Origin of the sequence: Microbulbifer epialgicus, from assembly GCF_041447265.1 — a bacterium.
In the GTDB taxonomy this organism is placed as follows: Bacteria; Pseudomonadota; Gammaproteobacteria; order Pseudomonadales; family Cellvibrionaceae; genus Microbulbifer; species Microbulbifer epialgicus.
In genome coordinates, this window is record NZ_JBGMEK010000049.1 from 17,548 (window position 1) to 32,345 (window position 14,798).

General features: G+C 46.3%; 9 protein-coding genes. 6 read left to right on the plus strand and 3 right to left on the minus strand.

Features of this window, described 5'->3' with window-relative positions; genetic code table 11:
• Positions 1-14: 14 nt before the first annotated feature.
• Together ACCI49_RS17115 and ACCI49_RS17120 are read left to right on the plus strand one after the other, a co-directional pair.
• The gene (locus ACCI49_RS17115) at positions 15-7,097 is read left to right on the plus strand and encodes an FG-GAP-like repeat-containing protein (RefSeq protein WP_371840331.1); all 7,083 of its coding nucleotides are present in this window, start codon (positions 15-17) and stop codon (positions 7,095-7,097) included.
• On the plus strand, positions 7,090-7,461 hold the full coding sequence (locus ACCI49_RS17120; protein ID WP_371840332.1) for a hypothetical protein: 372 nt from the start codon (positions 7,090-7,092) through the stop codon (positions 7,459-7,461). Before ACCI49_RS17115 ends, ACCI49_RS17120 begins: the two co-directional genes overlap by 8 nt.
• Before the next feature lie 77 nt (positions 7,462-7,538).
• Here the strand turns inward: ACCI49_RS17120 and ACCI49_RS17125 are convergent, their stop codons facing one another.
• Positions 7,539-7,670 carry a hypothetical protein gene (locus tag ACCI49_RS17125; RefSeq protein WP_371840333.1) on the minus strand — a complete coding sequence of 44 codons (132 nt, stop codon included), beginning with the start codon at positions 7,668-7,670 and terminating at the stop codon, positions 7,539-7,541.
• Positions 7,671-8,117: 447 nt separating this feature from the next.
• Between ACCI49_RS17125 and ACCI49_RS17130 the strand changes: the two genes are divergently transcribed.
• Complete coding sequence (locus ACCI49_RS17130) at positions 8,118-9,515, plus strand: tryptophanase (protein ID WP_371840334.1); 1,398 nt, start codon at positions 8,118-8,120, stop codon at positions 9,513-9,515.
• A gap of 216 nt (positions 9,516-9,731) precedes the next feature.
• Here the strand turns inward: ACCI49_RS17130 and ACCI49_RS17135 are convergent, their stop codons facing one another.
• Together ACCI49_RS17135 and ACCI49_RS17140 are read right to left on the minus strand one after the other, a co-directional pair.
• On the minus strand, positions 9,732-10,238 hold the full coding sequence (locus ACCI49_RS17135) for a glycoside hydrolase 64/thaumatin family protein (RefSeq protein WP_371840335.1): 507 nt from the start codon (positions 10,236-10,238) through the stop codon (positions 9,732-9,734).
• 74 nt (positions 10,239-10,312) lie between these two features.
• Positions 10,313-11,161 carry a carbohydrate-binding protein gene (locus tag ACCI49_RS17140; RefSeq protein ID WP_371840336.1) on the minus strand — a complete coding sequence of 283 codons (849 nt, stop codon included), beginning with the start codon at positions 11,159-11,161 and terminating at the stop codon, positions 10,313-10,315.
• Positions 11,162-12,005: 844 nt separating this feature from the next.
• Between ACCI49_RS17140 and ACCI49_RS17145 the strand changes: the two genes are divergently transcribed.
• From ACCI49_RS17145 to ACCI49_RS17155, 3 genes are read left to right on the plus strand one after another with little or no spacing between them, the layout of a single operon-like run.
• Positions 12,006-12,383: a BlaI/MecI/CopY family transcriptional regulator gene (locus ACCI49_RS17145; protein ID WP_371840337.1), complete on the plus strand. Its 378-nt coding sequence runs from the start codon at positions 12,006-12,008 to the stop codon at positions 12,381-12,383.
• 23 nt (positions 12,384-12,406) lie between these two features.
• Entirely contained in the window at positions 12,407-13,903 is a 1,497-nt protein-coding gene (locus ACCI49_RS17150; RefSeq protein WP_371840338.1) for a peptidoglycan DD-metalloendopeptidase family protein, read from the plus strand.
• 3 nt (positions 13,904-13,906) lie between these two features.
• The gene (locus ACCI49_RS17155) at positions 13,907-14,746 is read left to right on the plus strand and encodes a hypothetical protein (RefSeq protein WP_371840339.1); all 840 of its coding nucleotides are present in this window, start codon (positions 13,907-13,909) and stop codon (positions 14,744-14,746) included.
• The last annotated feature ends 52 nt before the right edge of the window (positions 14,747-14,798 follow it).

Sequence of the window (14,798 nt, forward strand, 5' to 3'; positions counted from 1 at the left end):
TTGGGGTTTTCTTTATGCGTTCCTTTATTGCGTACTTGTGCCTGGTTGTCACAGGAATGTTTTCTATTGCTGCAAATGCTTTAGCAGGCATCTGGGAAGGTGGCTATAAAATATACGCAGGTGATATTAATGGTGACAAAGTGGAAGACCTCTACTTTGAGTATTTTCGTCCCATTATTATATTGCATGGGGAAATTTCGACTCCTTTAGTGATGCCCGAGCTACCAAACTTTGTTCTTTATGGGAGTTTCGGTACACGTTATAACGACCCAGTAATTCAGACACTTCCGGCGGCAAACCTTGCTCAGCTGCAATTGCTAGACAGCGACCTCTCTTTAACCGGTGATTTTAATGGTGATGGTGATTCTGACCTATTAGTACTGGCTTCCCTACCTCTCATTCTGCACGCAAATGGAGATGGGCTTCCTAGCTTGGCCCAAACTATCCATGCAAGTGGTGATACTTATGAAATCTCGACAATTCTTTCAGGCACCAATCTTAGTTCGGTATCTATAAAAGATCATAATAATGATGGCAGGGATGATATTTTTGCCGGAGGTTTTGTGTTCCAGGCAAGTGCTACTGGGACTTTCGACAGCTACATAGCTTCCAATGAAACACTTACTCCCAATATGGCGGGCGTTTCAGGAGGGCAGTTCCGGGTCAATGAATCTGGCGCTGTTACCTATTCTGTTCCGATTGCAACTGCCGTAGGAACAGCAGGGGTTGTTCCTGAAGTTTCGCTTAACTACAGCAGCAGTGGTGGCAACGGTCTTCTAGGTAAAGGGTGGGCCATAGGTGGCCTCTCTGGAATATCCCGTTGTCGTCAAACACTGGCAGTTGACGGCAGAGTAGCGCCAATAAACTGGACAGAGACCGACAGATTTTGCTTGGATGGGCAGCGCTTAATACAAGTGAGTGGCTCTCAGTATGGCGCTGTTGGCGCAATGTATAAAACTGAAATGGACTCCTTTGCCAAAATTACCTCTTTAGGGGGTAGCCTTGGGAAACCTGCCTATTTCAGAGTTGAGCGCAAAGATGGATCGGTCAGTTATTACGGTAATAGTAGTGACTCAAAGCAGCTCGCAGCCAGTCACATTCTAACCTGGGCCCAGAATCGCTTTGAGGATAGTGTTGGTAATCATATCGAATTCCTGTACGAGGGTGACTCAAATTCCGGGCACCGTGTCAGGGCAATTCGCTATGCTTATGGATCTGGCGTCTATGGAGCGGAAGTAGAATTTTCTTACGAAGATCGTCCTGAGCAGCTTCGTGTCTTCACTGCAGGCTATGAGTTCAAGACTACTAAACGTTTGCAGAAAGTTACCTCAAGATCCAATGGTAAGGTGATTCGGGAATATCGCTTAGGATACAAAGCGGTTCTACCCTATATTCCAGGAGTCAATTATGACGATAGAGCTTCGCTGTTAACGTCAATACAGGAATGTATAGGCACCAAGTGTCTCCCTGCTATCAGCTTTGAATGGTTGCAGGCACCTTGGAATCAGTTCGGCACTCAGACTGAAGCTATTGATTTTTCTCCAACCTCAAACCGGTTTTTGGGCGATTATAAATACGCAGACTTCAATGGAGATGGTAAGCAGGATATCGTTTGGATCGAAGGCTACAACGATGATGGTGATACGGATATTCGGGTGAAGTATGCTATTTCTGATGGCAGTAAGTTCACCAGAGAGGGCTTTAGTGGTGGTTTATTCACAAGTGAGTATTATACCGGTGCCAATGTAGGAAGTGGGTTTGCTATACGGGTGCTGGATTACAACGGCGATGGTCGCCATGACTTGGCCATTTACAATCCGCGTGAGACTTATGGGATCCCGGGGATGTATTGGCATGTCTTCCTGAGTCGATACGATGCAAATAGTAAACGCTGGAGGTTGAACTCTTATCCTATAAATACGGGTTTGTCCGGCGAAAATGCCATCTTTGCTGACTTTAATGGTGATGGCCTTGCAGATTACATTTCAGTTGGCCCAAATGGTGTAACGCATGTTCGGCTGCTGGAGCCTTCGGGAGAGGCGGTTAATTCTCATTACTACTATAAACTCAGTGATCAATATGCCAACTACCAAATGGACATTACGGGGGGATCATACCAGGTTAAATATAAACTTGTACCAGACACCATGGGGGATTTCAATGGTGATGGGGCAATGGATATCCTGGTGCCGAATGGTTTTGGGTTTCAAATTGTAATATTTGACCAGGAATTGGGTGAGTTTCGTTCTATAGGAGAGCTCCCTACGGAAAATACGTCCAAGAGCCCAATTGCGGTGGATATCAACGCTGATGGACTCACCGACGTTGCCTACCTCAACAGCGATGGTGTTATGCACGCTAAGCTGAGTACCGGCACCGGATTTGTTGACCTGAGTCTTAGCGGTGATGATAAGGGCACTTTCGTTGATCTGAATAATGATGGCTATCAAGACTTTGTTTGGCTTGATGCATTCTCGGATACGGTATATGTGCGTTTCTTCGACCAAAATACTAATGATTTTGTCGATTACGCTCAAAGGAAAGCCTTTGACATGGTTTCCGCCGGTGGCCTGGAAGACAATGACTTTATCTGGTTTGCTGACACCAATGGTGATGGAGAGCCTGACTACCATCGCTACGATAATTCCAGTGGCAAGGTCTATACCCGCCTGGATAATAGCCTCAGTGCGCAATATCAAAATATCCCGCGCAACGTCATCCATAAAATCGATAATGGGCTTGGCAATATTACCCAAGTCACATATGAAAACATGGTGAATGGCGAAGTCTATTCTCGCCTGGATGTGTCTACGTCGGTTAGCGTTGCCGATTTCTATACTGCGCTAAATGGCAATTGGACACTGCCTGGCGGAAGCCATACTTTGGGCAAAGATAAGCCTGTGCTGGATATTTTGAGTCCTATGTACTTGGTGTCCAAGGTGGAGAGCTCTGCGCCTGCGGCCGGTGCCAACCCCGGTTCTGCGAACCAATCTGCACTAAGTTCCGTATCTTATCGCTATCATCAGATGAAACTACAGGCTGCTGGTCGAGGAATACTGGGATTCCAGAAGATCAGTACTACCGATAACCAGACCGGCGTAGTGACGGAAACCACTTACCGGCAGGATTTCCCCTTTGTTGGCATGCCTCTGGAAACAGAAACCCGTACAGCTGCAGGAAAGATTCTGAGTAAGGCCACAAACGACTGGCGATTACAGGGGTGGAATGGCAGTGGTAAACCACTACCGCCTTACCAGCCATATATTAAGAATTCAATTGAGCAAACTTACGACCTTAAAAATGCGGGTAACGCTCAGGGAGAACTGTTGCAAACCGTCACCACGACCAATAGTTATGATGACTATGGCAATGTGCTCAATATTGATGTAGCCACAAAGGATGCCGTTTCTGGTGAGCAATTTGTAAAGAAAACTGAAAATACCTACGGCAGTTCGACCTGGGAGAGAGAGAAGGGGCGCCTAAGTAGCGCGAAGGTAACCACTACTCGTCCCGGTCAGCCCAGCCATATCAGGGAATCAGCCTTTACTTATTATTTATCGGGCATACATCAAGGCTTATTGCAAACCGAAGTCATTGAGCCGAAACAAGCGCAGTATAAGCAGACAACTTCGTATGAGTATGACGACTTTGGCAATGTCAGCAAGAAAACGGTTAGTGCTCCCGGCGAAATAAGTCGCAGTGCAAGAACAGCGTATGATCTTTCCGGGCGCTATGTGTCTGAAAGCTACAATGCGCTCGACCACCTGACAGAGAGGGTGGTTTCCCGCAATCATTTCGGTGCTCCATTGGAAGCTCATGGAATGAATGGGCTTCAAACCGTCTTCGCCTACGATGAGTTTGGCCGCGAAACGATTAGCCGCAATAATACCGGTGCCGACAAGCTCACCGAGTATGAGCGCTGCGTCATCGGTTGCCCAGTTGGTGGTAAATATATGGTTACCACCAGTAGTAGCACAGGCAGCTGGAGCAGGGAGTACTTTGATGCGTTAGGCCGCTCCATACGCACCGAAACCAAGGGGTTCAACCAGCGAATCTATGCGGACAAAGAGTACGACAACCTTGGCCGGGTGAAATTTACCAGTGAGCCTTATTTCTCCGGCGATACCCGTTTATGGTCTGTAATGGAGTACGACCTGCTAGGCCGTCCGACCCGAGTGACTGCTCCAGATGGGGCAAAGTCTAGCATCACCTATGAAGGCCTTAGGACCATCACCACCAATGATAAAGGCCAACAGAAAATTGAAACTAAAAATGTTGTTGGGGAATTAGTTGAAGTCATCGACGCTATCGACGGTCGACTCACCTACGAGTACGACAGCCAGGGCAATCTGCATAAAGCCAAGTCCTGGGGCAAGGCTAATACTGCTGGTGCCCATATCGACGAGGGCGACGGCCTTAGCTATCCGATCGTGGTCACCATGGATTACGACCAGTTGGGTCGCAAAGAAACTATGGATGATCCGGATAAGGGTACCTGGATATACGAGTACACGGGCTACGGCGAACTGAAAAAGCAAACCAATGCTAATGGCCATACCGTAGAGTTCACCTATGACAAATTGGGTAGGCAATCCACCAGAACTGAAAAGCCCAAGGGCTCTGTTACCCCCACCAGCGATGTTGCCTGGTTCTATGACAGCGCCACTAATGGCCTGGGACAGGTGGAAATGGTTATGGATAGCGTCTCCGGCTACCAGGCGGTGTACCAGTATGACCAATTTGGCCGCAATCATATCCAAGCGGTGGATTTTGATGGGGCTGGCTCCCAGCCCTCATATATCACCACGACCGTGTTTGATGGGCATGGTCGCGTTGAATATAGCTACGACGCTTTGGACAGCATGGTCGACAGCGGCAAGTCAGGTATTCAGAATTTCTACAACACCTATGGCTATCTCTACAAGATTGTAGATCTGGCTACCGGAGACCTGATCCAGGAAGCAAAAGACCAAACCGCTCGCGGCCAGTTGAAAGAGCAGTTGCTTGGCAACGGCGCGACCACTAGCTACAGCTACGAAAGTTCCACCGGTCGATTGCTGAACCAGACCTCCACGGTATTGGGTACCTTTGGCATTCAAAATATCACTTATCAGTGGGATACCCTCGGCAACCTCACCAGCCGACACAACCAGAGTGGCAGCAAGAAACTGCGCGAGAGCTTCTGTTACGACAATCTCAATCGCCTGATCAAAACCCATGTCGGTAACAGTAATTATAGTTGCAGCAGCCTTACCACCTCCGAACAGGATATCCGTTACAACGCGATCGGAAATATCACATATAAGGCTGGCGTGGGAGATTATGTCTATGGTGAGAATGGCGCAGGCCCACATGCAGTGACAACAGCCGGCGGCGTTAGCTACAACTACGATGCCAATGGCAATATGACCTCAGATGGTTTCGACGGTGGCCGCAGCATCAGTTACACCACCTTCGATAAGGCCTCACTTATTAAGAAGGGCAACAGCACCACAGAGTTCCTCTATGGTCCCAGCCACAGCCGCTACTATCGCAAGGATACCAATAGTAGCAATGGAGAAGTGACAGAGACCTGGTATATCGGCGGCGTCGAGCGTGTCCAAAAGTCCAGCGCTCCCAGCGAAATCGAGTGGAAGCGTCACCTGGGTGGCACGGCTATCTATACCGTAAAAACGGACTTGGATTATAAGGTGCTATCCACGGATAAGCTGTTCCTATACAAGGATCACCTGGGCTCCATGGATCTTATTACCGACGAAACTGGCAGTGTGGTGCAGGAGATGTCCTTCGATGCCTGGGGGCAGCGCAGGAATACGGCCAACTGGAGTGCACTATCTCTAACTGCGCTGTCTAACTTCGACCACAGTCGTACAACCCGTGGATACACGGGTCACGAGATGCTGGATGAGGTGGGTCTGATTCATATGAATGGGCGCATCTACGACCCGCGTCTGGGTCGCTTTATGCAGGCGGATCCATTCATTCAGGCGGCAGCGGATACACAGATGTATAACCGCTACAGTTATGTGCGCAATAATCCGCTGAATGCGACGGATCCCAGTGGGTATTTCGCCTTTGCGATTGCGGCCATTGTGAATGCTGCTCTGGTCTCAGCAAACATAATTACTGCAGTTCAGGGAATGTACGTCGCCTTTGCAATTGGGTTTGCCGGTGCAATTGCTGCGGGAGGAAATGTCGGAGATGCCCTGGTTGCAGGTATTTCAAGTGCCGCATTTAGTGCGTTAGGAGGGGCTAACTTTGGGGACTCCGCACTGGCTGCTATTTTAGGAGAGACAGGGGTGAGGGTTCTTGCTTTTGGTAGTCTTGGCGGTATTACCAGTGTCTTACAAGGAGGAAAGTTTGGCCATGGTTTTGCTTCTGCAGGTTTGGGAGCTGCGGCAGGTAGCATTGCTGGACCAGCCGGCAATGGACCAGGAGCTGTAATGGGGAGAGCTATAGTTGGTGCAGTAGTTGGGGGTACTACTTCCAAACTTACTGGAGGTAAGTTTGCAAATGGGGCGGCTATGGCTGCGTTCCAGGCTGTGGTTGCTGCGGCGGCTTCTGGAAGCCGAAATCGTCCCGGATTTACCGAGGGCGGCGTGGAAGTTGATTACAGTCAACTTGAAACGGCGGAAGATTACCAATTGGTCGATGATCACTTGAGCTCTTTGGATGGGGATTTATCGGTAAACCAGACTTCGCTCGCGCTGGCGCGGACTGAGGTTGGTTTCAGGTACGCCAGGTGGGGGCTCGTTTCCTCTTCAATAACTTCCAGTGAAGTTGCTTGGGGAGCATTTAATCATCATTTTTATCGAGACCAGCGAGGTATCGCAGTTGGCGGAGCGGCTGTAATGTGTGGTGGTTTTTTCGCTGCATGCACTAAAGGGCTAAGCTATTACGGCTATGGACAGCTAGGGAAGTCTGCTTATGATTTTGCTACAGATCCCTCGGCAGGAAATGGATATCGCTTTGGTGTGAATGTTACTAGGGAAGCATTTACAACAATGGCGCATCAAGGGGCACCGGCACCAATTAAACCAATCATCTGGTTTAACGCAGCTGTAGGTGAGGCTGCGGGGAGGGTTCCAGTTGAATAGTCAGCATAGTGCTCGTGAGTACGTTTTAATCTTTAGCTCTGCCTTAGCTTTAGTTCCGGCGTGGCTGGTGGGCGTAGTAGATATTGAAATATGGGTGTTGTTACGGGCAGTTTTAGTATTTTTAGCCTTGCTCCTTGGGTTGAAAATTTACGCTTTGCTCGGTGTGTATGAATTGAATGAAAAACCTATGAAGTATGGATTTTTAATTTCTGGATTTGCTTCTATCGTTTTATTTCAGTTTCTAAAAAATGGCTTGGCAGGATTTACCGGAAGGGAGTTATTTATTGCGATTTCTTTTGTTCCTTTGATTGTCTTGGTTCTTACGCAAAAGATCATTTTTACCCATTCAGCTAATAGTGATTAGTTAAATGAATTTTAGAGAAAGCCCTGGCAGAGGCATCTGCCGGGGCTTTGTACTATCTGCCATTCTCTTCTTAGCCGCTAAGCCGCATCCCCCGCCGAGAGCCGATTGGCGGCGTGCTTGAGGATCAGGATATCCAGCAGTTCCTTGGCGATCTTCTTCTCTTCCTCGCTGAACCCGCTCAGCGCCTCAAACTGCATCCGGAAACTCATATCCGGCCCTCGCTCCCCCTCCGCAAATATTAACTCGTCCAGAGTCACATGTAGTGGTCTAACCCTTCCGGACACTTCGCTAAGATGGTGAAATATCCATCTGCTTGAGGATCGGTGGATTTTTTTGGCAATAGCACAAGTCTTGGGGTGAGTGCCGCATGCTAGAGTCCTGGATTTGCAGGTTTAACTGTATCTGTATTCACGTCTTCTGTTCTCGATATTTTTGCTCTGTCAATATGGCTGGTGTTTGAAGCTTTATATTTTTCAGTTTTAGAAAAATTTTCTATAGAAGATCGCATCCGTTGATGGACCTTCCCCGGATGGTTTTGTCCATTAGCCTAATTTGCCCTGTATCTGTACTATGTCCACGTTGAAACAGCGGGCGATGTGACCGAGATTAAAAATTTAGTCACACTTCCGGGATTTAGATTTATAAGGAAATTAACAATGAAGCGTATCCCTGAACCCTTCCGTATCAAGATGGTTGAGCCAATAAAAATGACAACCTTGGCCGACCGGGAAGAGGCATTGGTGGAAGCTGGTTTGAACCCATTTTTGCTGCGTAGTGACGATGTTTATATCGACTTGTTGACTGACTCTGGCACTGGTGCCATGAGCGATAACCAGTGGGCTGGCTTGATGTTGGGTGACGAATCCTATGCAGGTAGCCGCAACTATTACAATCTGTGTAAAGCGGTTGAACATTTTTTTGGTTATAAATTAACCGTTCCCGCACATCAGGGCCGCGGTGCTGAGCAGATCCTCTTTCCAGCGCTAATCGAGCGTATGCGTCAGGTGCGTGGCGGGACTACGCCCGTGTTTATCTCCAACTACCACTTTGATACAACTGCTGGCCATATTGAATTGAACGGTGGTAAAGCGATCAATGTGGTGGATGAAAGGGCATTTGATACCACTACCGCTTATGATTGGAAGGGGAATTTCGATTTAGAGAGGCTGGTTGAGACGATTGAAGAACATGGGCCAAATAATATTTGTGCAATCATCACCACTATCACCTGTAATAGTTCTGGTGGTCAGCCGGTTTCCATGAAGAATATGCATGCAGTTTATGAAATCGCCACAAAATACGATATTCCTGTAGTGATCGACTCGGCTCGCTATTGTGAGAATGCTTACTTTATCAAACAGCGCGAAGAGGGTTACCAGGATAAGTCGATCTTGGAAATTATCCGCGAGATGTACCAGTACGGCGATATGCTCACAATGTCTGCGAAGAAAGACCCTATGGTAAATATTGGTGGTCTTTGCTGTATTCGAGATCATGAAGAGCTCTTTCAATCCGTGCGTACCCGGTGTGTACCTATGGAAGGCTTTGTGACATACGGCGGTATGGCCGGCCGTGATATGGAAGCCCTGGCCCGCGGCCTCTATGAAGCTGCTGATGAAAATTATCTGCATTATCGAATCAGCCAAGTGGCGTATTTAGGAGAGCGCCTGCGCGAAGGTGGGGTACCGATCCAATATCCCACTGGGGGGCATGCCGTATTTGTCGATGCCGCTAAAATTCTGCCACATATCCCGCCTGAGCAGTTTCCGGCCCAAGTGTTAACCAACGCTCTCTATCTCGAGGCGGGTATTCGTGCAGTAGAAATCGGTTCACTTCTACTTGGGCGCGATCCTGAGACGGGAGAGCAGAAGAAAGCTGACTTGGAACTGATGCGCTTAACCATTCCACGTCGAGTGTATACTAATGATCATATGGACTATATCGCCAATGCCATTATCGAATTGCAAAATCGGGCACATGAACTGAAAGGCTTGACCTTTGAATATGAGCCTCCGGTTTTGCGGCACTTTACTGCCAGGTTTAAATCTCTTTGATTCCAATTCCCTAGCGCAGAACTAGAAAGGCTCTTAAGGAGCCTTTCGCCTTACACCGCATCAACCGATTAATGCTGGGCCGAAATTAAAGAATACACTTCTTTGTATGCTCGTAATTGGCATCCATGCCTTAAACGGTCCGGAGTGAAGTGTATTCATCCCCATTTTTTAGTAACCTGTTAGTTTTCCGGGTTCTTGAAAAGAAGCGGTTAACCTTTATTGGGGGCAATAAAAGGTTACTTCGTAGCTTAAACTCGTGGAACCCGGGCAGCTCGATAACCCTACACCATCATCGTAAGGGTAAGTATAGGTTTTACAGTGAGAGTGAATCATATTGCGATAATTCGTCCTGTCCGCAGGACCAGAACTACACTGCTCTGGGGATATAGGGGGAGTAGGGCAAGTGTAGAGCTGTGCCTCTGGAGCTGCAGGATTATAGGTGGTAAATCCACCCGCCCAGTGGGAGAAAGTCAGCTTTGCGGATGGTGAATAACAGCCTCCCAGAGCACCAGTAGATGGATTGGTTGCGACAAGACTCACCGATGAAAGAAATGGAAACTGTCCATCACTGCTCAAATTTTCATGGGTGGGGCAGTCGGATAGGCGTAACGTCGAGCAGTCTATCTGCCCTCCTACTGGTCCGCCGGGCCCATCGAGCTGGGGACCTTCCGGGCAATAGCCATTGACCACCACTTTCATCGGAGTAGTGAAGCCATCAACCATACTGGAGTTCCACCAATCTGTTCGGCCCAAACGCTGTCCCGGTGCAGAAGGATTTTCTATACAGTCTACCGTATTCACACCCGGCAGGCAGGCAAATGTCGCTTCAAATTTTGAATCGATAGGAGGTGCACAGCCCTCGGGGGGCAAGTGAAGCCAAGTTCTGCTGGGCCACCACTGGCACCCACCCTACAATTATGCCCGTTGGCATCACAGCCAAAGCCAGGCCAGAACCTCATGGCAGCCAGCCCCTTATCCGGAATATCATATTCTATTGAGCTTCCTTGCAGTGGCAGACGATGGTGATTGGGTGCGTTAAAAGTGTTACCGGGAGATGTGATCCATTGAACCCACATAGGCTCATTGCAGCCGTTGATGATTTTTAATCTCTTATGTGTCCCATTGGCGCTACCGGGACCTCCAGAGACCGGCGTAATCTCAAGCCAGTTGATATTCCAACCGCCGGTAACAGCATACAAGCCGAGGTTATATGTACCCGCATCAATATGAACTGTCTTTGACACAGTCTGCCATGACTGCCAGCTTCCAGTATTAGGTACATCAATTTGCCCCAATACAATGTTGCCCGCATTGAGATCGACGGACAGGGTGCCTCCGTTTGGGCTGGCGACTCGGGCCTTGATTTCGTAGTTTCCTGTTGAAGGGATATTCAAATCACTAAACACAAGCCATTCGCTGGCATCTATCCATCCAACATTGTAACCACCACCGGAATCAGTAGTTGGTTCAATATCGACATCATCGAATCGGTATGCGTTTCCGCTGTTACCTGGAGTCGTATCATAAAAAGCGTTGTAATCTTCTGCTTGAAATGTAGCTGCTTGAAGCGTTAGTGAAGCCGGAGCCCACAATAGGGCGGATAAATATATCGAACATTTAATGAGTGTTAAGTATGTACTTGTCATTTTTTCTTCACACCTGTGTTGTATGCCCAAAACTGGTTTGAATAGCAATAGTTGAACAATATTTTAGACTTGAGCGGAAACATCGGAGGAAGAAAAAAGTTAACATAGATAATCGGAAAGCTATGGTTCTTTTGCGGCAGGGGGGATCAAGAGTAAGACAAAGTGGAACGGGAGTGCCACCCCACCGTAGGTTGTAAAAAGTATCGTTCAATAGCTCTCATAGAAGCTTGCTGTAACAAGTGACTATAGTCCCCCGTTTATAAATTTATCCATTTTAATTTCGGATAGAAAATGGTTTTTTCAGAGCTGAATTCGATAAATTGTATGGGGGTTTTTGTTGTGATCTAAAAAAATATTGGAAATTTTTGAAGGGGGTTGAGAGATAAATTTATACTTTTCTATTTGGATAAACTCTACTCCAATAATTGCTTCTGAAAATAGCTTTCTTTCCTAAAAGGAGCATTTGGGGGGGTGAAGTAAAGGTGCTCAATGAGTGTTGTCTACTAATATCTTTAATTTTTTAACCAGAATTTTGAGATATGGATAGAAGTTATTAAAATCTTTGTGCCGCCCTTACGAATACGCCATCCATAACGGCTCCGCTAAGGTCTCTCTTCATTGTCTTAGTACTCAATTCAGTCACTACCCCGTGACCTCCAAATTTTCCTAACCTAGAAGCCTTTCGGTGTGTATGTGACGGCTTCCACAGTAAGGCTCTGGTTGAAAATAGATCAGAGTTCTGACCGCTACTTGTTGTAACTTGCCGTTTGACTGATTGCGACAAGTGTCGCATACTTGACCCTCGTGTAGCGAATGCGCACTCAATGTCACGAGAAGAAGATAAATGAAAGAAGCTAAACCCTCCCCCTCAGAACTCGCCCTCCTGAAAGCACTTTGGAAACAAAGCCCGCTAAGCGCGAGGGAAATACATGAAAAAGTGAAGCCTGAACTGCAGTGGTCCTATTCATCCACGCGAAAGACGTTAGACAGAATGCGTGATAAATCACTGGTGATTCAGTCAGAGGTGCACGGCATTCAAGTCTATAAGGCTGCTCTCGATAAGGTCGAGACACTTGCTCAATATGCTACAGACTTTGCGACGCGGGTCCTTGAGCTGGATGGCCCTCTTCCAATCGCCATGTTTGCTAACAGTAAATTAATGGATGAGAAGGAATTGGAAGAGTTGCAAGAAATGCTGAATGCCTGGCCAGATGCAGATTAAATTGGGATGAGTGCGAACTAACAATGCCGGAAATATTATCCTCTCTGTCACCCTATGCGCTCAACCTTTTGGTTGTATCAATATTCTCCCTTTTTTGGGCCTGTTTCGTATATGTCGGCGTACGTAGTTTTATATCCTTAGTTGCTACCAAGCTAAGGGTTGTTCATTACTGGCGGAGCTTCTGGTTGTGCGGTTTATGTGTAATCAGCTTGCCATTTTTCCTTGTACAGTTTTTCGATCTCTCAACAACAAGCCTTGTCCCTGAGTTGAACTATGATCTTGCACCACCTGCTGCACTTCCAGGCCAGAATCAGGTCGAAAGTCCTCTGGTAGAAAACAGGGCATTAACATTGAATAGTGTCGATACTTTAGCGGCTAGCTGGATGATTTTGTACATTGGTGGGGTATTGTTAAGTCTGGTATTGATACTTCGAAGGCATTATCGGTTGGTGAAAGAGCTGGAGGTGTCTGATGAAATTGTGAGTAAAAAACAGATAATTGGCAGCCTGCTAACCAGGTCGCAATATAACTACCTAACCAAGAATAATACAAAAGTAATTCTTACTGAGGCTAAATGTTCGCCATTTGTCTTTGGCTTAATTAAGCTGAAGCTCGTTTTGCCTTCCTATTTATTGTCGATGGATGCCAGAGAGAAATGGCTAATTGTCGAGCATGAGTTAACTCATATTAAAAGGCGAGATCCAATGTTGATCATGTCTATTCACTTATTGAGCTGTTCTTTGTGGTTTATTCCGTTTATCACGTGGTTCAAAGAGCAATTGTTATGGGCAGTAGAGCTTGGTTGCGATCGACAAGTGTTGAAATCTTCCGTTGCTGGAAGTGGAAAGGTATATGCCCAGGCAATGGTGCGCACATTGCGACAATGCTCGGAATCTGATAGCCATAAGGGAGGCGTGGCCTTTTCAATATTTGATAAAACCAGTCAGCTATCTTTATTTAAAAGAAGAATGATAAATATTATGGACGCTACCCAGGAAAGAACTTCTCCTGATAAATTTAAGCTAGGGCTTTTGAGATTATCTCTTTTCTGCTGTACTTTGCTTTTTACTGCTGGTGGAGTTTTAGTAAAACCTAGTTTATCGGTAGCTAGCCCTGATGCAGATGATTGGGTAGTGCCGATTAAGAATGCACGTATCAGTAGCCAGTTTGCTGACTTGAGTACAATTAGAAAGAACCCGCATCGAGGTACCGATTTTGCTGCAGCGCAGGGAACGTCGATAGTAGCCCCCTCTGGTGGCATTGTTACTATTTCAACCGATCATTATAAGCATAAAAATTATGGAAAAATTATTATCATTGATCATGGAGATAACACGCAGACGCTTTACTCACATTTAGATACTAGGGAAGTAGACGTAGGGCAAAAAGTAAAAGCTGGTCAGAAGATTGGAACCGTTGGTGTTTCTGGAAAGGTCACCGGCCCTCATCTTCACTTTGAGCTAATAGAGCGTGGTGAGCGAGTTAATCCTGAGCACTTGTTGTCCCGGTGGTTTGGTTGATACATGAATATTTTTTTATCTAAGTCTGTTCTAAATGAGCATATTCGTTGTCAGTTTCCAGTTGTTTATGGAAGTGTGATACTTAAGTTGATTGCTATTTTGCTAGCAATGTTATTACCGTTAAAATCGGTGGAGGCAAAAATTCCTGTTCCGTATAAAGATTTTTATAAGCTTAATGATGATATTTTATCAAAACTCTTATCTTTTGATTCAGGTCAGGTATTTTTAAAGCAGGTCGGCGGGTCAATTAATGGTTCAAAAACGCAAGATATCTCTATTGCTATAGGGGATATGGTTGATAAGGTAAAGGAAGTTTTTCTCTCTAAAAATCAAGGCTTACTTTCTTTGTTGAGTGAAAATTCAATCAGAGATGAAGATGCCTTCACGCTTGTGAAGATCTTATCAAAGTACCTCGATGTCAATACTTTAGCGGTTGGGAAGAAGTTTCGCTTGGTATTTGATGGGCAGTCACAGCTCCAAAGTTTTAGTGTGAAATTGGCCTTTGCTGAGAGTTTGGAAATTAAGAGAAGCGATCAAGGGTTTATCGCTATAAAGCATAAGAATTCAACCAGTTTACAGAACCGTTATGTTGAAGGTGAGATAACTGGGAGTTTATATAATACGGGACTAAGGCTCGGTTTATCTAATACGGTATTGATAAAATTGAATGAAATTTTGAGCTATGAGGTAGATTTTCAGCGTGATATACATACTGGAGATCGATTCTTTGTGTTCTATAGTATCTTGCGCGATGACCTGGATGGTAGTGAGATTTTTCATTCAATAAGATTGACGGAACTGTCATTGGCGAATAGCACAGTGACTCTTTACACTAGAGTTTAGAGTTTCATGGGTCAAAAAACGGACAAAAACTAGCTTGACATAGAGGCGAAGA